This window comes from Bradyrhizobium manausense (assembly GCF_018131105.1).
Taxonomy (GTDB): Bacteria; Pseudomonadota; Alphaproteobacteria; order Rhizobiales; family Xanthobacteraceae; genus Bradyrhizobium; species Bradyrhizobium manausense_B.
The window spans coordinates 770,144-792,602 of the sequence record NZ_JAFCJI010000001.1; the positions used below are offsets into that span (position 1 = coordinate 770,144).

The 22,459-nt window shown below is 64.4% G+C and carries 16 protein-coding genes; 7 read left to right on the forward strand and 9 right to left on the reverse strand.

The window, feature by feature from the left end; all coding sequences use genetic code 11:
- Positions 1–6 precede the first annotated feature (6 nt).
- Both JQ631_RS03595 and JQ631_RS03600 read right to left on the reverse strand, forming a co-directional pair.
- Positions 7–1,449, reverse strand: a complete 1,443-nt coding sequence (locus JQ631_RS03595) for a UdgX family uracil-DNA binding protein (RefSeq protein WP_212324080.1) — start codon at positions 1,447–1,449, stop codon at positions 7–9.
- Complete coding sequence (locus JQ631_RS03600) at positions 1,449–2,684, reverse strand: putative DNA modification/repair radical SAM protein (protein ID WP_212324082.1); 1,236 nt, start codon at positions 2,682–2,684, stop codon at positions 1,449–1,451. The genes JQ631_RS03595 and JQ631_RS03600 overlap by 1 nt, the downstream gene beginning before the upstream one ends.
- Positions 2,685–2,847: 163 nt before the next feature.
- Here JQ631_RS03600 and JQ631_RS03605 point away from each other — a divergent pair, with 163 nt between their 5' ends.
- From JQ631_RS03605 to JQ631_RS03615, 3 genes are read left to right on the forward strand one after another with little or no spacing between them, the layout of a single operon-like run.
- Positions 2,848–3,636, forward strand: a complete 789-nt coding sequence (locus JQ631_RS03605) for an ImuA family protein (RefSeq protein ID WP_212324084.1) — start codon at positions 2,848–2,850, stop codon at positions 3,634–3,636.
- Positions 3,533–5,125 carry a Y-family DNA polymerase gene (locus tag JQ631_RS03610; RefSeq protein WP_212324086.1) on the forward strand — a complete coding sequence of 531 codons (1,593 nt, stop codon included), beginning with the start codon at positions 3,533–3,535 and terminating at the stop codon, positions 5,123–5,125. Before JQ631_RS03605 ends, JQ631_RS03610 begins: the two co-directional genes overlap by 104 nt.
- A complete protein-coding gene (locus JQ631_RS03615) occupies positions 5,122–8,502 on the forward strand; it encodes an error-prone DNA polymerase (RefSeq protein ID WP_212324088.1) in 3,381 nt (1,126 codons plus the stop codon). Before JQ631_RS03610 ends, JQ631_RS03615 begins: the two co-directional genes overlap by 4 nt.
- A 78-nt stretch (positions 8,503–8,580) precedes the next feature.
- Here JQ631_RS03615 and JQ631_RS03620 read toward each other — a convergent pair whose 3' ends face one another.
- Both JQ631_RS03620 and JQ631_RS03625 read right to left on the reverse strand, forming a co-directional pair.
- A complete protein-coding gene (locus JQ631_RS03620; protein WP_212324090.1) occupies positions 8,581–9,351 on the reverse strand; it encodes an SDR family NAD(P)-dependent oxidoreductase in 771 nt (256 codons plus the stop codon).
- Between the two features lie 177 nt (positions 9,352–9,528).
- Complete coding sequence (locus JQ631_RS03625; protein ID WP_008136644.1) at positions 9,529–9,816, reverse strand: hypothetical protein; 288 nt, start codon at positions 9,814–9,816, stop codon at positions 9,529–9,531.
- Positions 9,817–9,872: 56 nt separating this feature from the next.
- Here JQ631_RS03625 and JQ631_RS03630 point away from each other — a divergent pair, with 56 nt between their 5' ends.
- The 3 genes from JQ631_RS03630 to JQ631_RS03640 all read left to right on the forward strand — a co-directional run bounded on the left by JQ631_RS03630 (position 9,873) and on the right by JQ631_RS03640 (position 15,819).
- The gene (locus JQ631_RS03630; RefSeq protein WP_212324092.1) at positions 9,873–11,267 is read left to right on the forward strand and encodes a CoA transferase; all 1,395 of its coding nucleotides are present in this window, start codon (positions 9,873–9,875) and stop codon (positions 11,265–11,267) included.
- A 152-nt stretch (positions 11,268–11,419) separates the two neighbouring features.
- A complete protein-coding gene (locus JQ631_RS03635; protein WP_212324094.1) occupies positions 11,420–12,664 on the forward strand; it encodes an efflux RND transporter periplasmic adaptor subunit in 1,245 nt (414 codons plus the stop codon).
- 38 nt (positions 12,665–12,702) lie between these two features.
- Positions 12,703–15,819 (forward strand): efflux RND transporter permease subunit, encoded by a 3,117-nt coding sequence (locus tag JQ631_RS03640; RefSeq protein ID WP_212324096.1) that lies wholly within the window; start codon positions 12,703–12,705, stop codon positions 15,817–15,819.
- 8 nt (positions 15,820–15,827) lie between these two features.
- Here JQ631_RS03640 and JQ631_RS03645 read toward each other — a convergent pair whose 3' ends face one another.
- The 3 genes from JQ631_RS03645 to JQ631_RS03655 are packed head-to-tail and all read right to left on the reverse strand — an operon-like array spanning position 15,828 to position 18,788.
- Positions 15,828–16,739 (reverse strand): amidohydrolase family protein, encoded by a 912-nt coding sequence (locus JQ631_RS03645; protein WP_212324098.1) that lies wholly within the window; start codon positions 16,737–16,739, stop codon positions 15,828–15,830.
- 39 nt (positions 16,740–16,778) lie between these two features.
- On the reverse strand, positions 16,779–17,336 hold the full coding sequence (locus JQ631_RS03650; protein WP_212324100.1) for a P-loop NTPase family protein: 558 nt from the start codon (positions 17,334–17,336) through the stop codon (positions 16,779–16,781).
- Positions 17,337–17,357: 21 nt separating this feature from the next.
- Entirely contained in the window at positions 17,358–18,788 is a 1,431-nt protein-coding gene (locus tag JQ631_RS03655; protein ID WP_212324102.1) for a TolC family outer membrane protein, read from the reverse strand.
- A 227-nt stretch (positions 18,789–19,015) separates the two neighbouring features.
- On the opposite strand from JQ631_RS03655, the gene JQ631_RS03660 reads away from it, so the two are divergent.
- A complete protein-coding gene (locus JQ631_RS03660) occupies positions 19,016–20,875 on the forward strand; it encodes an acetyl-CoA hydrolase/transferase C-terminal domain-containing protein (RefSeq protein ID WP_212328473.1) in 1,860 nt (619 codons plus the stop codon).
- A gap of 3 nt (positions 20,876–20,878) precedes the next feature.
- Here the strand turns inward: JQ631_RS03660 and JQ631_RS03665 are convergent, their stop codons facing one another.
- Positions 20,879–21,658: an enoyl-CoA hydratase gene (locus JQ631_RS03665; RefSeq protein WP_212324104.1), complete on the reverse strand. Its 780-nt coding sequence runs from the start codon at positions 21,656–21,658 to the stop codon at positions 20,879–20,881.
- A gap of 109 nt (positions 21,659–21,767) precedes the next feature.
- A complete protein-coding gene (locus JQ631_RS03670; protein WP_212324106.1) occupies positions 21,768–22,448 on the reverse strand; it encodes a hypothetical protein in 681 nt (226 codons plus the stop codon).
- Positions 22,449–22,459: the final 11 nt, after the last annotated feature.

Here is a 22,459-nt window from a genome sequence, read left to right on the forward strand (position 1 = left end):
GCCGCGTCAGGCGGCGCGTGGTGCTTTTTTCTGCAACGCTGCGGCGATCTTCAGGTCTTCGACAAAGCGCTGATATTCCAGCACCTTGGCCTTTGGATCGGGCAGTCGCAGCAAGTAAGACGGATGCACCGTCACCAGAGCCCTGCGTCCATCGGGGAGGTCTATGAGCCGGCCGCGGGTTTTGCCGATGGGCGTGATCTTGCCTAACACGCTTTGCGCGGCGGTGGCGCCCATCGCCACGATGAGCTCGGGCTGGATTGCCAAGACTTCCCGCTCGTACCACTGCCGGCACGCGCGGATCGCCGGTGTGGCCGGCTTCTGGTGCAGGCGGATCTTTCCGCGCGGCACGAATTTGAAATGCTTCACCGCGTTGGTGACATAGACCTTCTTGCGGTCCACACCGGCTTCCGCGAGCGCACGGTCGAGCATCTGGCCGGCCGGACCGACGAAGGGATGGCCGGCGAGGTCTTCCTTGTCGCCAGGCTGCTCGCCGACCAACATGATGGTGGCGTTGTTCGGGCCTTCGCCGAACACGGTCTGCGTGGCGTCCTTGTAGAGCGGGCAGGCGCGGCAATGCGCGGCCTCCTCGCGGAGCGCTTCGAGATCGTCGGTGGCTGATCTACGTTTCATCGGAGCCTCCGGCCGCTTCTGAGGCTTGTGCGGATCGGTTGCAGCGTTGGCGATCATGGCGCCGGTCATGCGCTCGGCGTCCTCGATCAAGGGCTTAATGATCGAGGCCTCGGGCAGGTTCCTCCAGTATTTCTTCGGCATCTCCGTCTGCATCGCCTTCACCTTGAGGCGCGCCGGATTGAAGATGCTGGCGTAGTAGCGCCGCCATGTTTCCTCCAACCGATCTTCGCCCGGTGCTTCGCTCTTGCTCACGCCCGGCGTGAACGAGAGCGCATGGCCATGCCAATGCGCGCATAGATCCGGCGTCAAGATCGACCAGGGCCTGTCGGCAAAGCGTTTTGCGAAGAATGGGGCTGCGAGCTCGACGATGTGATGCTCCGGTTCGAACCAGGCGACGTAATGCGCTTCGCGTTCGCGTCCGATTTCGCGGAAGCGCACGAAGGCGTGCATCTTGTGCTCGTCGCGATGGACCGCGCGTGCCATCGCCGTGACCTGCGCGACATCGGCATCGGTCGCGACTTCCATGAGATCGTGATTGTCCTTCAATCGCCAGAGCAAGCGGTAGAGGATCGCAAATCGCTCGCCATCGCGATGCAGGATCGCCGATTTCGCGAGGTCGACGAATGTCGCCGATACGCTGAAAGTGCCGTCATTCACCTCGAGGATCGGCGACGGTGAGGGCGGTGCGAACAAATCGGCTTCGCCACCCTGCACGGCCCAGGTGATATCGGTGGGCCGCACATGACCAAGCACAAGGGTCCGTGCGGCCGTGCGCCAGCCGTCGAAATCGGTTTGGGTGTCGAGAGTGATGTATTGCATCAGAAGCCAAACCCCAATTGCGTTGCTTTCGGCTTGAATCGTTCGATCAGCCCTGCTGCATCGAGACGGTTCGACGAAGGGCGGTGATCGCTGAGGATGATGAATGGCAGCGCCTTGTGCTTGGGCACGTGCAGCCGCGCCAGATCGGACAGGCGGATCGTGGTGGTGCGCCGTGTCGCGATGATGCGCTCGACCGCCTTGGTGCCGAAGCCCGGCACGCGCAGCAGCTCCTCGCGGCTGGCACGGTTGACGTCGAGCGGGAAGCGGTCGCGATGGCGCAGTGCCCAGGCGAGCTTTGGATCGATGTCGAGCGGCAGCATCGCGCTGTCGTCGACGATCTCGCCGACGTCAAAGCCGTAGAAGCGCATCAGCCAGTCGGCCTGGTAGAGCCGGTGCTCGCGCAGCAAAGGCGGCGCGCGCAGTGGGAGTGCGCGGCTCGCATCGGGGATCGGGCTGAAGGCGGAGTAATAGACGCGCCGAAGCTTGTACGAGCCATAGAGATTGGCGCTGGTATGGAGAATGGTGTGGTCATTGGCGCTGTCTGCGCCGACGATCATCTGCGTGCTTTGGCCTGCGGGCGCGAAACGCTGCGGCTTGGCCTTCGTTCTTGCTGCGCGGTTCTCCTCGGCTTCGTCCAGCTTCAGCCGCAGCCGGCCCATCGTGCGACGGATCGCGCGCACGTCCTTCTCCGGCGCGAATTGCTGCAGGCTCGCCGGCTCGGGCATTTCGATGTTGATGGAGAGACGGTCGGCATATTTGCCGGCCTGCGCGATCAGCGCGTCGTCAGCCTCCGGAATGGTCTTGAGATGGATGTAGCCGCGGAAGTGATGCTCCTCGCGCAGCTTTCGCGCGACGCTGACCACTTGCTCCATGGTGTAGTCGGGGCTGCGGATGATGCCGGAGGAGAGAAACAGCCCTTCGATGTAATTGCGCCGGTAGAAGTCGAGCGTCAGCTTGACCAATTCGTCGATGGTGAAACGGGCGCGCGGCACGTTCGAGGAGGCGCGGTTGACGCAATAGAGGCAATCGTAATTGCAGGCGTTGGTCAGCAGCACCTTGAGCAGCGAGATGCAGCGTCCGTCCGGCGCGTAGGAATGGCAGATGCCCATGCCTGGTGCGGTCGAGCCCATGCCCTTGCCGTCGCTGGAATCCCGCTTCTCGGTGCCGCTGGAGGCACAGGAGGCATCGTACTTGGCGGCGTCTGCGAGAATCTCCAGCTTGCGTTGCACATCCATTATTGAATCCCTTTGATTCCGCTGATGAATCCGGCAAATCGCCAATTCGATTGACTCTTCGTGCGCCGTTAGCTTTATATTAGAACATATCATGAACAAATGAGCCAGCCACTGGTTCTCTTTTTGAGAGCCACCGGCAATCACCTCTGAAGGAGCGGCGAGCATGAGCAGCGCACGCATGAGCGCGCTTGCGACCTTGCGCAGCCAGATCGAACGGATCGAGACGGCAGAGGTCGTGCATCATCACGACCGCGTTGCGCTCGGGCACCGCGAGGTCGATCGCGCCTTGAAGGGCGGGCTCGCGCGTGCGGCGATCCATGAGGTGTTTTGCACCGGGTCTCAGGGCGCGGTCGCGACAGGCTTTGTCACCGGGCTTGCCGGCCGCGTCACGGTAAGCCGGCCACTGCTGTGGGTGCGGCAGGATTTTTCGGAACTCGAGACCGGCGCGCTGTCGATGAGCGGGCTCGCCGAGCTCGGCCTCGATCCACGCCGCGTGGTGATGGTGCGTGCGGCCGACGTGGAGAGCGCGCTGCGCACCTCGGCCGATGCGCTCGCCTGCGATGCGCTCGGCGCCGTCGTGCTCGAGCTCTGGGGCGAGACCAGACAATTCGATCTGGTGGCGAGCCGCAAGCTGACGCTGGCCGCGCAATCATCCGGCGTCACCGGCTTGCTGCTGCGGATGGCAGCGCAACCGCTGCCGTCGACTGCGGAGACGCGATGGATGCTGCGCGCGGCGCATTCGCCGCCGGGGTCTGCGTGGAGTGCCTGGGGCGCGCCGCGCTTCGATGTCGAGCTGTTGCGCAATCGTCATGGCCCGTGCGGTCGATGGATCATGGAATGGAAATGTGATGAGTGCCAGTTCACTGAACCGTCGGCGGATCCTCAGCCTGTGGCTGCCGCGCCTGCCCATCGACCGGATCCAGCGGTTTCTTGGCAGCGCCGGGCTGGGTAAGGCCAATGAGCCCAGCATCGTCGTCATCAAGGACAACAATGCGCTGGTGATCCATGCGCTGGATGAGGCCGCCGAACGCCTCGGTCTGCATATTGGTCAGCCGCTCGCCAATGCGCGGGCGATGTGTCCGGACTTAAAGGTGTTCGACGCCGATGTCGTGGCCGATACGAAGACGCTCAGCGACATCGCCGATTGGTGCGACCGCTTCACGCCGCTGGTGGCGCTCGATGCGCCGCATGGGCTGTTCCTCGACATCACCGGCTGCGCGCATTTGTTTGGCGGCGAGGCTGCGCTGTTGCAGACGCTGGTCCGTGCGCTGGCGCGCCAGGGCTTTGCCGTCAGCGCCGCGATTGCCGGCACCTCGGTCTGCGCGCGCACGCTGACGCGGCAGGCCACGAACAGCATCGTTGCGGATGGCGCGGAGGCCGCGGCGATCGACCGGTTTCCGGTGTCCGCGCTCGGTGCGGACGAGACGATCACCACCGGCCTCCGCCGTGCCGGCTTGAAGACCATCGGCGATGTTGCATCGCGCAGCGCCTCCGAAATCACGGCACGGTTCGGCGCGCGGTTCTCCACGCTGCTCGCGCATGCGCTGGGGCAGGGTGATGCGCCGATCAGCCCGCGCAAGCCGCTGCCGGATTACATCGTGGAAAAGCGTTTTGCCGAGCCAATCGCGACCGACACCATGATCGCGATGACGCTGTCGCGCCTGGCCGACACGTTGATCGCCTCCATGGAGAAGCAAGGCAAAGGCGCGCGCCGCCTGGAGGCTGCGTTCTTCCGCACCGACGGCGTCGTGCGCGCGATCATGGTCGAGACCGGGCGGCCCGTGACACGAAGCGCCGTCATCGACCGGCTGTTTCGCGAGCGTCTCGATGCACTCGCCGATCCGCTCGATCCCGGCTTCGGCTTCGACATGGTGCGGCTGTCGGCGAGCCGCACCGAGATCGTGGTGCAGGAGCAGCGCGATCTCGACGCCCATGTCCATGACAGTGACGAACTCGCTGCGCTGATCGACCGCATCGCCGCGCGCATCGGCGGCAGGCGCGTCGTCGTGCATCTACCCGGGGATACCCATATCCCCGAGCAGGCGGTGCTGGCCGCGCCCGCCCAGCATCACCTCGCCGCCGCCATGCAGGCCGAATGGCCAGATCGTGCCGAGGGCGAGCCGCCGCTGCGTCCCCTCAGGCTGTTCGACAAGCCGGAGCCGGTCACCGTGCCGTTCGCGACCGTGCCCGATGGTCCGCCGCATCAATTCACCTGGCGGCGCGCAAAACATGCCGTGGTGCGGGTGGAAGGACCCGAGCGCATCGCCATGGAATGGTGGCGGCAGGACGGCAAGCAATTGACGCGGGATTATTTCCGCATCGAGGATGCGGAGGGCCTGCGCTTCTGGATTTTTCGCGACGGTCTTTATGAAGGGGAGGTGTTCGACGCCGACGGCAAGCCCGCTCCGCCCAACTGGTATGTGCACGGTCTCTTCGCATGAACGCGCCTGCTTACGCCGAGATTGGCATCACCACGAACTTCTCTTTCCTGCGCGGCGGCTCGGATCCGCGGGCCTACGTGCATCAGGCCAGCAAGCTCGGCATCCCCGTGATCGGCATCGCCGATCACAACACGCTCGCCGGCGTGGTGCGCGCCTGGAACGAGCTCGACAATAAGGAGGTGCTGCACAAGCCGAAGCTGCTGATCGGCACGCGCATCGTCTTCATAGACGGCACGCCAGACATTTTTGTCTATCCGCGCGACCGCGCCGCCTATGGCCGGCTATGCCAGCTCCTGACCAGGGGCAAACGTGGCGACGACGTCACGCGGATCGAGAAGGGCGAGTGTCGTCTCGGCTTCGCTGATCTGCTGGATTTTTCGGAAGGCCAGCTCCTGGTCCTGACGCTGCCGCATCGGTTCGATGACGCTCAAGCGCTGGATGTGCTTTCAAAACTCGGGGACAGCCGCGCCGAGGGCGTGTGGCTGGCGGCGAGCCTGATCTATCGCGGCGACGACCGCCGCCGTCTCGCGCGGCTCGACGATCTCGCCGCCAAGGCAAGAGTGCCGCTGCTCGCGACCAACGAGGTGCTCTATCATGATCCCGGCCGCCGTCCGCTTCAGGACGTGCTGACCTGCATCCGGGAAAAGACCACGATCGAGGCGGTTGGACGCAAGCTGGAAGCCAATGCCGAGCGCTTTCTGAAGACGCCTCGCGAGATGTCGCGGCTGTTTCGCGATGTCCCAGAGGCGATCGCGGAGACCATGCGCTTTGCGGACAGGATCGACTTCTCGCTCGACCAGCTCAAATACCAATATCCTGATGAACCGGTGCCGCCGGGCAAGACCGCCCAGGGACATCTGGAGGATCTGACCTGGGCGGGCGTCGACAAATATTTCGGCGGTATCGAGAACATTGACGAAAAGCTGCGCGCTACCCTGCATAAGGAACTCGCGCTGATCGCTGAGCTGAAATACGCGCACTACTTTCTCACCGTGCACGATATCGTCCACTATGCGCGCAGCCAGGACATTCTGTGTCAGGGGCGGGGATCGGCGGCGAATTCCGCCGTCTGCTACGTGCTTGGCATCACCTCGGTCGACCCGACCAAGGTTGATCTGCTGTTCGAGCGTTTCATCTCCAAGGAGCGGCTGGAGCCGCCCGACATCGACGTCGATTTCGAGCATTCGCGGCGCGAGGAGGTGATGCAATATGTCTATCGCCGCTACGGCCGCCACCGCGCCGCGATCATTGCCACCATCATCCACTACCGACCGCGCAGCGCCATCCGCGACGTCGGCAAGGCGCTCGGCCTGACCGAGGACGTCACTGCCGCGCTCGCCGACACCGTCTGGGGCAGCTGGGGCAAAGGTCTCAATGACATGCAGGTCCGGCAGGCCGGGCTCGATCCCCAAAATCCCATGATCAACCTCGCGGTCGAGCTTGCGACCGAGCTGATCGAATTCCCGCGCCATCTCTCCCAGCATGTCGGCGGTTATGTGCTGACGCAGGACCGGCTCGACACCTATGTTCCCATCGGCAATGCGGCAATGGACGATCGCACTTTCATTGAATGGGACAAGGACGACGTCGACGCGCTCAACATGATGAAGGTCGACGTGCTCGCGCTCGGCATGCTGACCTGCATCAGGAAGTGTTTTGACTTGATCGATCAGCACAAGGGCGAGCGTTTTTTGTTGGCGAGCGTCCCGCAGGACGATCCCAAGGTTTACGACATGCTGTGTGCTGGCGAGTCGCTCGGTGTGTTCCAGGTCGAGAGCCGCGCGCAGATGAACATGCTGCCGCGTCTGAAGCCGCGGACCTTCTACGACCTCGTCATCGAGGTCGCGATCGTACGACCGGGGCCGATCCAGGGCGACATGGTGCATCCTTACTTGAGACGGCGGAACGGTCTTGAAAAGGTAAGCTATCCGTCTCCGTCGCCGGATCATGGCGACAAGGACGAACTTTACAATGTGCTGCACAAAACGATGGGCGTTCCCTTGTTCCAGGAACAGGCGATGCGCATCGCCATCGAGGCAGCAAAGTTCACTTCCGAGGAAGCCAACGGCCTGCGCCGTTCGATGGCGACCTTTCGCAATGTCGGCACTATTGGCCAATACGAGGAGAAGCTGATCGGCAACATGGTCGCGCGCGGCTATGATGCCAATTTCGCCAGAAGCTGCTTTGATCAGATCAAGGGATTTGGCTCCTACGGTTTTCCGGAGAGCCATGCCGCGAGCTTCGCCCAGCTTGTCTACATCTCCTCATGGCTGAAATATCATCACCCCGACGCATTCTGCTGCGGCCTCCTGAACTCGCAGCCGATGGGCTTTTACGCTCCGGCGCAGATCGTCGGCGACGCCCGCAAGAACGGGGTCGAGGTGCGCGACATCGACGTCTCCTATAGCTTTGCGCAGAACACGCTGGAAAACACCGAAAAAAAGTACTGCGCCGTACGCCTCGGCTTCCGCCAGATCGATGGCTTTCACTGGCTCGATCCGGATGAGGAGTTCCTGAAAAAGCAGCAGGCGAAGCGGCAAGGCAAGATCTATGTCACCCAGGAAGACTGGGCCGACTGCATCATCAAGGCCCGCAACCTGCGGCCCTTCACCTCGCTCGAGGATTTTGCGCGCGACACCAAACTCCCCAAGCGCGCGCTGATCCTACTGGCGGATGCCGATGCGTTCCGCTCGCTCAGGCTCGACCGCCGTGAGGCGCTGTGGCAGGTGCGGCGGTTGCCGGATGACGTCGTACTGCCGCTGTTTGAAGCGGCGACGGCGCGTGAGCAGCCCGACGAGCATGCAAAGCCGCTGCCGGTGATGCCACGTTCCGAACAGGTCGTCGCCGACTACCAGACCATCCGGCTGTCGCTCAAGGGCCACCCGATGGAATTCCTGCGCGAGGCGTTTTCGCGGGAGCGGATCGTCGCCTGCAAGGAGATCAGTCACGAGAACGAGCGACGTCGCGTCCGCTGCGCCGGCGTGGTGCTGGTGCGGCAGCGGCCGGGCAGCGCCAGCGGCGTCGTGTTCATGACGCTGGAGGACGAAACCGGCATCGCCAATGTCGTGGTGTGGCCCAAGGTCATGGAGCAGTACCGGAAGGAGGTGATGGGCGCGCGCCTCATCGAGGTCCAGGGCTATATCCAGAGCAGCCCCGAGAAGGTGACGCATCTGATCGCGCAGCGGATGATCGACCGCTCGCACGATCTGGTCGGCCTCGCCAATGATGCCTTGAGCCGCAAACATCCGGTGCCGGCCGGCGCCACCGTGATCGAGCCGCTCAACGAAGACCCCCGCGCCCTCGCGGATATGCCGGCCCAAAAGATCCGCCACCCCCGCAACGTCCGTATCCTGCCGCCGTCGCGGGATTTTCATTGAGATGTGGCGCGGGATGCGCGCCACTCAGTCGTCATGCCCGGGACAAGCCCGGCCATGACGGCGGCGTGAGCAGCGCCTCTAAAAATTCACCCGGTTCGAGATCGCGCCGTCCACGACGAGATTGGCGCCAGTGGTGAACGCCGACACCGGACTCGCCAGAAACACCGCGGCGTTCGCGATCTCCTGTGGCGTGGCCATGCGCCCCGTCGGATTGCGCTTCATCGCATCGTTGTAGCGCTCCGGCGTGTTCTGCTCGATCATGTTCCAGACGCCGCCCTTGAAATAGACGGTGCCGGGCGAGACCACGTTGACGCGGATTTTCTTCTTCGCGTATTGCCGCGCGAGTCCCTTGGCCATGTGGATCAGCGCCGCCTTGATCGGACCGTAGGAGCTTGCGAAATCGGCCTGAGCTGCCGAGATCGAGGAGATGATGACGAAGGCGGCGTCGCCGCTCTTCTCGCCGCTGGCTTCGAGGAAGGGACGCGCCGCGTCGAACGCATGCACGGCGCCGAGCACGTCGAGCCGAAAATTCTGTTCCCATGACGCCGGATCGTGACCTTGCGCCATGGCGCCGGCATTGGCGAACAGCAGGTTGATCCCGCCGAGTTCCTTGGCCGCGTTCTCGACCCACGCCTTCAGCGCCGCACCGTCGGTAACGTCGACCGTGCCGCCGGTGGCGCGGATGCCGCTCGCTTTCAGCTCGGCCACAGTGGCCGCGACCTGTTCTGCGTTGCGCGCGCACACCGCGACATTGCCGCCTTCACCGGCCAGCGTCGCCGCAATCGCCCGTCCGATGCCGCGTGTGCCACCGAGCACGATGGCATTCTTTCCCTTGAGACCGAGATCCATTGCTTGGGTTTTCCTTTTTGTTGGGTGCAGGGAGTGTAGCTCCTTCAGGAGATGCGCAGAAGCCTCCACATCGTCATTGCGAGGAGCTCTTGCGACGAAGCAATCCAGACTGTCGCTGTGGGCAGACTCGGGCTTGCTTCGCTGCGCTCGCAATGACGCGGAGAGAGAAGCGGGCCCTCACTCCGGCGCGGCCCCCACCGGCGGGCCGCCGGGCGGGCGATGCAGGAAGGTCAGCGAGGCGTAGGCGCCGGCCCAGGAGCCGATCGCCGCGAACGCGACATAGAAGGCGTTTTCGGTGTAGCTGATGACGGCGTAGGAGGAGAGCAGATACCAGACCGCGCTCCAGTTCGCGGCTGGCACACGCTTGCGTGCGATGACGGCTGACGTAAACATGACATAGACCGCGTCGGTGGCCGCCGTTGCGATGAACACGGCGCCTGCGGTGAGGGGATCGATGGCGGCCATTGCATTCCTTCTCGTGCTGATGAATGGTCGCAAAAACGTAAGGGAGAGAAGCGGCCATGCAAAGCCCCTCCGATATTCTCAAGGGTATCTGGACGTCTGTCGGCGGTGATGCGGCCGCGCTCGCGCGCGTGCGGTTGGCCGACGAGGAGGGGCAGATCCCGTCTTCGTTTCGCGTCGCCGTCGCGGGCCAGACGACAATCGCTGCCGCAGGCCTCGCCGCGGCCGAGATCTGGCGACTGCGTAGCGGCGAGGCGCAGGACGTGACCGTCGGCATGCGCCACGCCGTCGTCGAATGCCGCTCCGAGCGTTATCTGCGCCTCGACGACAAGCCGCCGCCGCCAGCCTGGGACGCCATCGCCGGCGTGTACAGGACAGGCGACGGCCGCTTCGTCCGCTGCCACACCAATTTCCCGCATCACCGCGACGCCGTCTGCAAGGTGCTCGGCTGCGTGGCCGAGCGCGATAAAGTGCAGGCCGCACTGATGCAGTGGAAGGGCGAGGATTTTGAAACCGCGGCCTATGCCGCAGGCGGCGTCGTTGCATTGGTGCGCTCTTACGACGAATGGTCCGCGCTGCCGCAGGCGCGCGCTCTCGCCGGACTTCCGCTGATCTCGATCGAGAAGATCGGCGATGCCCCGCCCAAGCGATGGCCGCAAGGTGGTCGGCCGCTCGCAGGCGTGCGCGTGCTCGATCTCTCCCGCGTCATCGCAGGTCCCGTCGCGGGCCGCACGCTTGCCGTGCATGGTGCCGACGTGCTGCTCGTATCGGGGCCGGATCTGCCGGCCATTCCGTGGCTGACCATCGACACCGGCCGCGGCAAGCTTACCACCTTCATCGAACTGAAGAGCGAGGCGGGCAGGGCGCAGATGCGCGCGCTGCTGAAGGACGCTGACATCTTCTCGCAAGGCTATCGCCCGAGCGCGCTCTCAGCCCTGGGCTTCTCGCCGGAAGAGGCCGCAAGAATCAATCCCGGCATCGTCTACGTCACGCTATCGGCGTACGGTGACGCCGGTCCCTGGGCCGAGCGGCGCGGCTTCGATTCACTGGTGCAGACCACGACCGGCTTCAATCACGCGGAGGGGAGGGCCGCCGGAGTCGATGGTCCGAAGGAATTGCCCGCGCAGATGCTCGACCACGCCACCGGCTATCTGATGGCGTTCGGCGCGATGATGGCCAAGGCACGCCAGGTTCGTGAGGGCGGTAGTTGGCACGTGCGTGTGTCGCTGGCTCAGACCGGACGCTGGCTATGGAATCTCGGCCGGCTCGAAAGCGGTCTCGACACCCCGGATCTTACGGGTGACGCCGTACATGCTGCGTTCATGGAAACGGTGTCATCTGGCTTCGGCACGTTGAAAGCGGTGCGCCATTCGGCTGTGCTGTCGAAGACGCCGGTGCGCTGGGATCGACCGGCGATGCCGCTCGGCAGCCATCCGCCGCAATGGCCGCGCTGAAGCTGACGTGAAGCTGACGTGTCGCAAGATTTTACCGCCAACCGACGGACGACCCGCGTTTTTTTAGGTTGTTTGAAATCGCAATTCGGCACTATTAGCGCGACCGATGAGGCAGTTGTCTGCCGAGATCGTCGCAGACATGACCGGGCCCCATGGTAGCTGAAAATACCAAGCGATTGCAGGTGTTTACAAAACGGCGGGTGATCACATCCGTAGTTTTACTAGCGCTTGCCGGGGCGGGTGCCTACGGCTTCCAGTTTGCAGGCGCCAAGGACAAGAAGCATTCCGAAATCTCCAGCCAGTCGCGCAGGAATGCCCAGAATTTCACGCCGACGGCGTCCGAATGGGCGACGCTGACGATCGAGCCGGTCAAGGCCAAGACCTTCCGCGCCGAATACGTCACCGAAGGCAAGGTCGCGGTCGACGAGGATCGTTCGACGCCAGTGTTCTCGCCCTATGCGGGGCGCGTCACCAAGCTGCTCGCCAAGCCCGGCGAGACCTTGAAGCAAGGTCAACCGCTGTTCACAATCGAGGCCGCCGACACCGTGCAGGCCCAGAATGAATTCATCGCCGCGATGACCGCGCAGAACAAGGCGAAGTCGGCGATCGATCTTGCCGACATCCAGTTCAAGCGCGCGAAGGATCTCTACGAGGGCCATGCGATTCCGCTGAAGGACTATCAGCAGGCGGAAGCGACCCAGGTCCAGGCGCAGAACGACATGCGATCTTCGGTGACGGCACTGGAAGCCGCACGCAACAAGCTGCGGATTCTCGGCTTCACCGACGAATCCATCAAGTCGTTCCAGGAGAAGGGCGTGATCGATCGCGAGATCACGATCTACTCGCCGATCTCCGGCACGGTCGTGCAGCGCAAGATCGGCCCCGGCCAGTACGTCAATTCCGGCGCGAGCGATCCGGTGTTCGTGGTCGGCGATCTCTCCACGGTCTGGCTCACCGCCTTCGTGCGCGAGAGCGATGCGGCCGCGGTGTGCATCGGGCAGGACATCACCGTCAACGTGATGGCGCTGCCGGGCCGCCCGCTGACGGCCAAGATCAACTACGTTGCCGCGGCGATCGATTCGAGCACGCGTCGTCTCCTGGTCCGCGCCACCATCGACAACAAGGACGGCCTGCTCAAGCCGGAAATGTTCGCCAACGTCACGATCTATTCGGCCGGGGACCGCGCCGCGCCGGCAGTGCCGAAGCAGGCGTTGATCTATGAAGCCGACAAGGTGCGGCTCTGGGTCGCTCGCGAGGACAAGTCGGTCGAGTTGCGCGAGATCAAGACCGGCCTCATCAACGGCAACCTCGTCGAGGTGACCAGCAACCTGAAGCCCGGCGAGCAGATTGTCGTGAAGGGCAGCCTGTTCATCGACCGCGCGGCGTCCGGTAGCTGATCGACGACCCAAGAAAACAAGACAAGCTGAAGACCTGAATGGACCGTCTCGTCGCCCTTGCCGTCAACCGGCGCTTCCTGATGGTCGGCATGTTCGTTGCCGTGTTCATCGGCGGCCTGCTCGCGTTCAACCAGCTCAACATCGAGGCCTATCCCGATCCGACCCCGCCGATGGTCGACATCGTGACGCAGAGCCCCGGCCTGTCGGCGGAAGAGATCGAACGCTATATCACGATCCCGATCGAGACCCAGGTCGCGGGCCTGAAGAACCTCACGACGATCCGGACCATCTCGCTCTACGGCCTCTCCGACGTCAAACTTCAGTTCTCCTTCGCCTATACCTATGACGAGGCGTTGCAGCAGGTGCTGAACCGGCTGGCGCAACTCGCGCCGCTGCCGGGCAACGTGCAGCCGCAGATCTCGCCGTTGAGCCCGATCGGCGAAATCTTCCGCTATCGCCTGGTCGGCCCGCCGAACTACAGCGTGCTCGACCTCAAGACGATCCAGGACTGGATCCTCCAGCGTCGTTTCCGCGCCGTGCCTGGCGTGATCGACGTCACCGGCTGGGGCGGCAAGAGCAAGACCTATGAGCTCCAGGTCGACAACAACAAGCTGGTTGCCAACGGCTTGACGCTGCCGCAGCTGCTCCAGGCCGTCAGCAATTCCAATGTCAATGTCGGCGGCAACACCGTCAATATCGGCCAGCAATCGGCCGTGGTGCGCGGCGTCGGTCTGATCCGCTCGATCGACGACCTCGCCAACACCATGATCGCCCAGACCAACGGCAATCCGGTGCTGGTGAAGGACGTCGCCACCGTCACCGTCGGCCAGAAGCCGCGTCTCGGCATCGCGGGCATCGACGATTCCGACGACATCGTGCAGGGTATCGTGCTGATGCGGCGCGGCGAGCAGAGCTCGCCAACCATCAAGCGGGTCCACCAGCTCGTGCAGACCATCAACAACTCCAGTATCCTGCCGCCCGGCGTGCGCATCGAGCGCATCTACGACCGCGGAGACCTGATCGAACTCACCACCCACACCGTGCTGCACAACATGGTGGTCGGCATCCTGCTGATCGTGCTGTTGCAGTGGATCTTCCTCGGCGATCTGCGCAGTGCACTGATCGTCGGCGCGACAATTCCGTTCGCGCTGTTTTTCGCCGTGATCATCCTGGTGCTGCGCGGGGAATCTGCCAACCTGCTGTCGGTCGGTGCCATCGATTTCGGCCTGATCGTGGATGCCACCGTCATCATGGTGGAGGCGATCTTCCGTCGCCTGACGCAGACCACGCCAACGACGGAATCCGAGCACATGTCGCCCGAGACACTGTTCGGCATGAAGAGCCATGCCATTCTCAGCGCCGCGGCCGACGTTTCGCGCTCGATCTTCTTTGCCGCCGCGATCATCATTGCGGCCTTCCTGCCGCTGTTCACGCTCTCAGGCGTCGAAGGCAACATTTTCGGACCGATGGCGCGCACCTATGCCTACGCCCTCGCGGGCGGCCTGCTGGCGACCTTTACCGTCACGCCTGCGCTGTCCGCGATCATCCTGCCGGCGCATGTCGAGGAGACCGAGACCAGGGTGATGCAGATCCTGCACCGGATCTACATGCCGGTCCTGAATTGGGCCGTCGCCAACCGCACCATCATGCTCGGCGCCGCCGTCGGCCTCGTGCTGATGACGGTTGCGCTCAGCCGGCTGCTCGGCCTCGAATTCCTGCCCAAGCTCGAAGAGGGCAATCTCTGGATCCGGGCCACGCTGCCGCCGACGATTTCGCTCCAGGAGGGCAACTCATACGTCAACGAGATGCGCAAGCTGATCCGCGCCAGGCCCGAGGTCGAGTCCGTGGTGTCGCAGCACGGGCGTCCCGATGACGGCACCGACGCCGCGGGCTTCTTCAATGCCGAGTTCTTCGCGCCGCTCAAACCCGCGAGCGAGTGGCCCGGCACGCATGACAAGGAGGAGCTGACCGCGGAGCTGCTCAAGCAGCTCGACGATCGCTTCCCCGGCGTCGAGTTCAACTTCTCGCAATATCTCCAGGACAACGTCTCGGAAGCCGTCTCCGGTGTGAAGGGCGAGAACTCGATCAAGCTGTTCGGCAGCGATCTCCAGGCGCTGACCGACACGGCCAACAAGATCAAGTCTGTGCTGTCGACCGTGCAGGGCGTGACCGACCTCGCGGTGTTCACTTCGCTGGGGCAGCCGACGGTGCAGATCGACATCGATCGCGCCAAGGCTGCGCGCTACGGGCTCGCACCCGGCGACATCAACGCCACGATCAAGGTCGCGATCGGCGGCGACACCGCGGGCGACATCTACGAGCCGGGAAGCGACCGCCACTTCCCGATCATCGTTCGCCTTGCGCCGGAATATCGCCGGAGCGCGGAGGCGATCCAGAACATACGGATCGGTGCGCCCGGACCGAACGGCTCGGTGACCCAGATTCCTCTCAGCGAGGTCGCCACGATCAGCCTCGTCTCCGGCGCCGCCTATATCTATCGTGAGCAGCAGGAACGCTATCTGCCGATCAAGTTCTCGGTACGTGAGCGCGATCTCGGCAGTGCCATCCGCGAGGCCCAAGACAAGATCGCCGAACAGGTGCAGCTGCCGCCCGGATCCCACATGGAATGGGTCGGCGAATTCGGCAATCTCCAGGACGCGATCCGGCGCTTGTCGATCGTGGTGCCGATCTCGCTAGCACTGATCGCCGTCCTGCTCTGGTTCAATTTCGGCTCGATGACCGACACGCTGCTCGCCATGAGCGTGATCCCGATGGCCATCTTCGGCGGCGTGCTGGGTTTGCTGATCACCGGCACCGCCTTCAGCGTCTCGGCGGCGATTGGCTTCATCGCGCTGTTCGGCATCGCCGTGATGGACGGCATCATCATCCTGTCGCAGTTCAACCAGCTGATTGATGAAGGCATGGACCGCCTGAGCGCGGTGATCCGCACCGGCGAACTGCAGCTCAGGCCCGTGCTGATGACCTGCGTGGTCGCCGGCGTCGGCCTGCTGCCAGCCGCGCTGTCGGGAGGTATCGGCTCGCAGGTGCAGAAACCGCTCGCGGTCGTGGTCGTCACCGGAATGATGCTGGCGCCGGTCGTGATCCTGGTGACGCTGCCGGTGTTGATCTCTTTCTTCTCGCGCCGCGCGCGCTGACGCCGCGCTTAAAATTCGTAAAGCCGCGCGGGATTGTCGACCAAAATCTTCTTGCGCACATGGGCATCCGGCGCCCACAGCGGAAGCTGGTTGAGCAAGCGGCCATCGTCGATCTGGTGGAACGGCGCGATGTCTGTGCTCTTGCGGCCCTCGACCTGCGCCGAATCCGGATGCGGCCAGTCGGTGCCCCAGACAATGCGATCCGGGTTCGCTTCGATCAGCGCACGCGCATAGGGCACCATGTCCTGATAATCGGGAGCGAGATTGGACGAGCGATATGCGCCTGAAATCTTCACGTAGGCCTTGCCTGACTTGATCAGAGCAACGAGGTCGGCAAAGCCGGGCTGCTCCAGTCCGAGCGGAGCCTCGAGTCCGCCAAAGTGGTCGAACACCGCAGGCACCGGTGAGGCCAGCACGAGATCCCTGATCGCCGAGATCATTGACAGCGTCGTGTAGAGTTGCACATGCCAGCCGCGCGCCTTCATGCGCTCGACGGCGGTGGTGAAGCGGGCGCGACCGACATCGGGATTGTTGACGCCGTCGGTGGCCATATTGATACGGATGCCGCGAAAGCCTGCCGCCTGCATCGCGTCGAGCTCGTTCTCCGTGGTCTTGTCGTCGATCACGGCCACCCCGCGCGCGGTCCTGCCGCGCGCTTTCATCCCGAACAGGCTGGAGGAATTGTCGGTGCCGTAGACGCTCGGCGTGACGATCACGACGCGCTCGATGTGCAGCGTTTTGTGCAGCGCCGCCATTTCTTCCGGGCTTGCCGGTCCCGGCGTGTAGACGCGCCCCGCGAAGAACGGAAATTTGGCGACGTCGCCATGGATATGGGTGTGACAGTCGCAGGCGCCTGCCGGCACCTCGAAATTGATCGGTGTCGTGGGCTGCGCTGCGCGCGCGTAAACCTGGTCGGTCATGGGTACTCCGGCGGCGAGAAGGCGCGCGACGATATCACATCAGCCGGGCAGTCGCGCCACGTCGGTGCATAGCTGCTCGACGAGCTGCGCGACCGGTCGCGCGCCGTCGATGCGGACGACAGGGCAGGGCAGGCCGGCAATCCACGCTTCATGCTTTGCAAGGCTGCGGCCCTCGCGGTCGCCGGCCTCGTAATGCGCGGCCCATTCGATGAAGGCTTCCGTCTCCGCATGACGCCAGCCGCCCGGGGCGACGGCATCAAGACCGAAATGCGCGGCCTCGCGGGCACGGAGGCGCTTCAAGCGAAGCTCGCGCGGGGTGACCACGAAGACGACGAGGTCGAAATACGCGACGAGTTCGTCGCCCCAACCGGTGGCGGTTCCGCTCAACACCCAGTCGTGCCGCGGCAGGAACATCTCGCGCATCAGGCGCAGCCGGTCTGCGGCCGAGCGCGTCGTCCGGTACGGAGGCGACGTCGGCAGCCAGAAATAATCGTCGCAGTCGTGATGCGGCAGCGCCAGCCTGTCCGCAAGCGCGCGGCCGAGCGTTGTCACGCCAGCGCCTGAGGCTCCCATCAGATGAATGCGGCGGCTCTTCATCGGTGTCGACCGACTTGAAACTTACTGCCCCGACGGCGTGCGCAGGCCGTGCCAGGCGTCGCGGACCTGGTGGTAGTGCACTTCGGGCAGATAGTCCGGCGTGTTCAGGCTCAACGTCTTGACGTCGAGATGACCGACGGCGCTCAGCAAGGTGTAGGAGGCGATGACGCGGTCGCGCAGCGCGCCGATCAGGCGGGCCTTGGCCTGGATCAGATCGGCCTGCGAGTTCAGGACGTCCACTGTGGTGCGCTGTCCGCCGGCAGCTTCTCGCTGCACGCCCTGGAGCGCGACGGTCGCAGCCTTCACCTCGGACTCCGAGGCCGAGACCGCGATCTTGGCGCCTTCATTGGCGACCCAGGCGCTGACCGCTGCCGTGCGCGCCTGGTTGCGCACCTGGTCGAGCACGAGCCGGCTCTGCGCCGTGACTTCCTTGGCCTGCCGGGTCTGCGAGGCAGCCTGGCCGCCGTCGTAGATCGGCGCGGTGACGTTGGCGACGATCGAGGCCTGGTCGGTGGCGAAGGTGCCGAGGGTCTGGTCGCCGTCGCGGCTGCGGCTGACACTGCCCTGGAGGCTGGCGCTGGGCAGCAGCGCGCCCTCGGCGACGCGGATATTGGTCGAAGCGACGTCGACATCGAAGCCGGCGGCCATCACCGCCGGGTGCTCGCGGATCGCCATCACGATCGAATCTTCGCGGCTCTTCGGCAGATAGCGATCGACCACTTCGGCCGGACGAAGCGCGGTGGGCGCATTGCCGATCACCTGGGAATAGGTCGCCTGGCTCACCGCGAGCGCAACCTCGGCGGCGTTGAGATCGGACAGGCCGCGATTGAGGCGCGCCTCGGCCTGGGCGGTGTCGGTCGGGGTAACGTCGCCGGCGTTGAGGCGGCGCTGGGTGATCGAGAGCGTCTCGCGCAGGAAGGCGACGTTGGAACGCTGCGCTTCGACCAACGACTGGTTCGCGAGCACATTGGTGTAGGCGGTGACGGCGTCGAGCAGCACGCCCTGGCCGACATTGCGCAGCGCCTCGCGGCCGGACTGCACCTGGAGTTCTGCGACCCGCACGTTGTTGGCGGTGCGGAAGCCGTTGAAAAGGGTCTGCGACACCGTGACCCCGATGGTCCAGGGTTTCAGCGTCGCGGTCTGGATGGTGTTGTCAGGAAGCAGATTGCGCACCGCCTGTAAGCCGGCGCTGAGGCTCGCCACGATCTGCGGGCGGTAGCCGGCCAGCGCCTGTGGTACGTTCTCGTCGGTGGCGCGCTGTCTTGCGCGCTCGGCATTAAGCTGCGGATTGGTCTGGTAGGCCTTGACCAGCGCCTCGGGCAGGGCCTCCGCGTAGGCCGCGGCGGGCAGGGCGCAGCAGAGCGCCAGCGTCGTCCATGTCGCCAGGACAGGACCCACGCCCGATCGACGCCGCGTCATCACGCGACCAGCTCTGGCGGCACGCCCAATCATGTAATCCCGCAAAAACCCCGGCTGTCCGCCCCCGCCGACGGCGGCTGTCATAACTGTTTACCCAGCGTCGGTCCCGCAGGCAAACTGCCGCGGAGAAAACCCCCATGAAATCCGTGCTTGTTGCAGGTGCGTCACACACCGATTCCGCCGCGAATGGGCTATAGGGACTTGGTGGCGCCTTCCAATCCCGTCTGGCGTCTTTGCAAAGCGGTCCGGACCCACGGATGATGCCGAAATTCTTCTCCGATCCCGATGCGCTCGCGGAGGAGATCGTTCGCGACGTCGGAACTGATCTGGTGGTCGGTCTGCCGCTTGGTCTCGGCAAGGCCAATCATGTCGTCAACGCCCTCTATGCGCGGGCCTGCGCCGATCCTGACATCAAGCTGACATTGCTGTCGGCGCTGACGCTGGAAAAGCCCAAGCCGAAGGCCCTGATCGAACGCCGCTTCATCACGCCGGTGATCGACCGCCTGTTCGGCGGGTATCCCGATCTGGCCCATGCTGGCGCGCTGCGCGAGCATCGACTGCCGCCCAACATCAAGGTCGTCGAATTCTTCTTTCTCGCCGGACGCTGGCTGCACGTGCCGGCCGCGCAACAAAACTACATCTCGGCGAACTACACCCACGCCGCGAGTTATCTGCTGGCGCGCGGGATGAACGTGGTGACGCAATTGGTGGCCAAGCGCGTCGTCGACGGCGTGCCGCGTTATAGTCTCTCCTGCAACACCGACACGACGCTGGATGTGCTGCGCGAGCGCCGCGCAGGACGCGCCTCGTTCAAGCTGATCGCGCAGGTGAATTCCGAGCTGCCGTTCATGCCGGGCGAGGGCGATCTGTCAGCCAAAGAGTTTTCCGCTGTGCTGGATAGCGCGGCGACCGACTTTCCCCTGTTCGCGCCGCCGTCGGAGCCGATCTCCGATACCAAATACGCGATCGGCCTGAATGCGGCCTCTCTCGTGCGCGACGGCGGCACGCTGCAAATCGGCATCGGACAGATCGGCGATGCGCTGGCGCAAGGCCTGATCCTGCGCCATCGCGACAGCGGGGCGTTTCATGATGTTGTCACGCGGCTGTGTCCGGCGCGACCAGCCGTTGCGCAGGAAGCCGGTGCCTTCCAGACGGGCCTTTATGGCGTCAGCGAGATGGTGACCGAGGCCTTCATCGGACTGATCGACGCCGGCATTCTCAAGCGCGCCGTAGACGGCGTGGTGCTGCACGGCGCCTTCTTTCTCGGTCCGAAATCCTTCTATCGCGCATTGCGCGAGATGCCGCCCGAGCTGATCGCACGCATCCAGATGATGCCGGTATCGTTCACGAACGAGCTCTACGGCGATGAGGACCAGAAGCGCCGCGCCCGCATCGACGTACGCTTCATCAACGTCACGATGATGGCGACGCTGTTGGGGGCGGCAGTATCTGACGGCCTCGACGATGGCCAGGTCGTGAGCGGCGTCGGCGGGCAATACAATTTCGTGGCCCAGGCCTTCGCGCTTCACGGCGCGCGATCGGTCCTGACTCTCGAGGCGACGCGGCAGTCCGGCGGTGCGCTGAAGTCCAACATTCTCTGGCGCTACGGACACGAGACCATTCCCCGTCATCTGCGCGATGTCTTCATCACCGAATACGGTGTCGCCGATCTCAGGGGAAAGTCGGACGCCGATGTGATCGCAGCCATGCTCGAGATCGCAGACTCGCGCTTTCAGGACGAACTGGCGCGGGTTGCGAAGGACGCCGGCAAATTGCCGATCGGCTACGAGATCCCCGCGGTTCACCGCGAAAACCACCCTGAACGGATCGCGGCTGCACTCAAGCCAGCACGCGATGCCGGGCTTCTGCCCTCGTTCCCGTTCGGTTGCGATTTCACCGAGGTGGAGCAGCGTCTCATCCCGGCGCTGGAAATCCTGCAGGGCGCGCAACATTCATCGCGCGCACTGGCGGGCCTGCTGTGGCAGGGATTGACGCAAAAGCCGGATGCAGACGACGAGGCGTGTCTCGCACGTCTCGGCCTGGATCGCCCCAAGACGTGGCCCGAGCGCCTCTATCGCGCGCTGGTCAGCGCGGCCCTGGTGCAGAGCCGCGCCAGCTAGCCCTCATCGATTCTTGTTCACCGGCTTGCGCTTCTCGATGAACGCGGCCATGCCCTCGGAGCGGTCTTCGAGCGCGAAGGTCGAGTGGAACAGGTTGCGCTCGACGCTCATGCCTTCGGCCAGCGTGGTCTCGAAGGCGCGGTTGATCGCTTCCTTCGCCATCGCGACCGCGGGGCGGGACATCGCGGCGATCTTCTCGGCAGCCGCCATGGTCTCGTCCATCAGCTTGTCGGCGGGGACGATGCGGCTGACGAGACCCGAGCGCTCGGCTTCCGCCGCATCCATCATGCGGCCGGTGAGGCAGAGATCCATCGCCTTGGACTTGCCGATCGCCCGGGTCAGGCGCTGGGTGCCGCCGATGCCGGGGATGGTGCCAAGCGTTATCTCGGGCTGGCCGAATTTGGCGGTGTCGGCCGCGATGATGAAATCGCACATCATGGCGAGCTCGCAGCCGCCGCCGAGCGCGTAGCCGGCGACGGCGGCGATGGTCGGCTTGCGGCAGCGCGCGACACGGTCGCCGCCGATCGCGGCAAAATCCTCGGAGAACATGTCGATGAAGCCCTTCGGCTGCATCTCCTTGATGTCGGCGCCGGCCGCAAAGGCCTTCTCGCTGCCGGTCAAGACGATGCATCCGATGGCGTCATCGGCCTCGAGATCGTCGACGGCGGCTGCAATCTCGCGAAAGACACCGAAGGAGAGCGCGTTGAGCATTTTCGGCCGGTTCAGCTTGATGATGCCGACCGCGCCTTTGCTTTCGACGATGATGTGTTCGAACGTGCTCATGCTCCACCCACGCGTTTGATTGGGCCGGCAATGTGCCCGCTGGCGGGATGAGCTTCAAGGGGGCCAAAAGCCGCCGGGACGCGCGTACAGCGCGCCCCGAAATGGGTCGTTAGGCCATGAACATGCGCGCGGCGGAGGCCAGGGTCAGCAACGTGCCGACACCGATGAAGATCTTGCCGATCAGGGAGCTCTGGTCCCAGGCCGAGCTCGGCTGACTGCTCGCCATCACCGGCGCCGGGCGCGGCTGCGCGTCGGTTGCCGCGACCACCGCTTTCTGCACGGGCGGATTGTCCTGTTGCAGGGCGCGGTCGAGGTCGTTGAGCTGGTCGGGTGCGACCACCTGGTTCTCGGGATTGGGGGCCGCGCTATTGTCGGCTGCGGCCTGCACATTGTCGCTGGCGCGACCGGTCATCGCCGAGGCTGCGGCCGCAGGCGGCGTGTCGGGGGCGGCGAGCTGGGCGTTGGCATTGGCGACTTCCGGCGGCATCTGGCTCGAGGCCGCGACGTCGGCGCCAGCCTTATTGTCGGTCTTGGCCTCGTCGGCCTGCGGCGTTGCATCCGCCTTGCCCGTCTTGTCGGCCTTGTCGTCGGATTTCTGCGCCGTCTTGCTGTCGGTGTGACGGCGCGACGAATGGCGCCGCTGCTTGACCGGCTTGACCGCGTCGGCCTCTTTGCTGGCGCCGTCCGCCTTCGTGCTCGCAGAGCTTGGCGCGGCCTGCACCGGGGCTCCAAACAGCAGCAATAGTCCGGTCAGAACAACCAATGCCGCGCGCCCGCTGGCTTTCATCATGTTGATGATCT

Bases quoted from the DNA above. Each gene is read 5' to 3' on its own strand.
- JQ631_RS03595 (WP_212324080.1), bottom strand. From the start codon at position 1,449: ATGCAATACATCACTCTCGACACCCAAACCGATTTCGACGGCTGGCGC.
- JQ631_RS03600 (WP_212324082.1), bottom strand. From the start codon at position 2,684: ATGGATGTGCAACGCAAGCTGGAGATTCTCGCAGACGCCGCCAAGTAC.
- JQ631_RS03605 (WP_212324084.1), top strand. From the start codon at position 2,848: ATGAGCAGCGCACGCATGAGCGCGCTTGCGACCTTGCGCAGCCAGATC.
- JQ631_RS03610 (WP_212324086.1), top strand. From the start codon at position 3,533: ATGAGTGCCAGTTCACTGAACCGTCGGCGGATCCTCAGCCTGTGGCTG.
- JQ631_RS03615 (WP_212324088.1), top strand. From the start codon at position 5,122: ATGAACGCGCCTGCTTACGCCGAGATTGGCATCACCACGAACTTCTCT.
- JQ631_RS03620 (WP_212324090.1), bottom strand. From the start codon at position 9,351: ATGGATCTCGGTCTCAAGGGAAAGAATGCCATCGTGCTCGGTGGCACA.
- JQ631_RS03625 (WP_008136644.1), bottom strand. From the start codon at position 9,816: ATGGCCGCCATCGATCCCCTCACCGCAGGCGCCGTGTTCATCGCAACG.
- JQ631_RS03630 (WP_212324092.1), top strand. From the start codon at position 9,873: ATGCAAAGCCCCTCCGATATTCTCAAGGGTATCTGGACGTCTGTCGGC.
- JQ631_RS03635 (WP_212324094.1), top strand. From the start codon at position 11,420: ATGGTAGCTGAAAATACCAAGCGATTGCAGGTGTTTACAAAACGGCGG.
- JQ631_RS03640 (WP_212324096.1), top strand. From the start codon at position 12,703: ATGGACCGTCTCGTCGCCCTTGCCGTCAACCGGCGCTTCCTGATGGTC.
- JQ631_RS03645 (WP_212324098.1), bottom strand. From the start codon at position 16,739: ATGACCGACCAGGTTTACGCGCGCGCAGCGCAGCCCACGACACCGATC.
- JQ631_RS03650 (WP_212324100.1), bottom strand. From the start codon at position 17,336: ATGAAGAGCCGCCGCATTCATCTGATGGGAGCCTCAGGCGCTGGCGTG.
- JQ631_RS03655 (WP_212324102.1), bottom strand. From the start codon at position 18,788: ATGATTGGGCGTGCCGCCAGAGCTGGTCGCGTGATGACGCGGCGTCGA.
- JQ631_RS03660 (WP_212328473.1), top strand. From the start codon at position 19,016: ATGCCGAAATTCTTCTCCGATCCCGATGCGCTCGCGGAGGAGATCGTT.
- JQ631_RS03665 (WP_212324104.1), bottom strand. From the start codon at position 21,658: ATGAGCACGTTCGAACACATCATCGTCGAAAGCAAAGGCGCGGTCGGC.
- JQ631_RS03670 (WP_212324106.1), bottom strand. From the start codon at position 22,448: ATGATGAAAGCCAGCGGGCGCGCGGCATTGGTTGTTCTGACCGGACTA.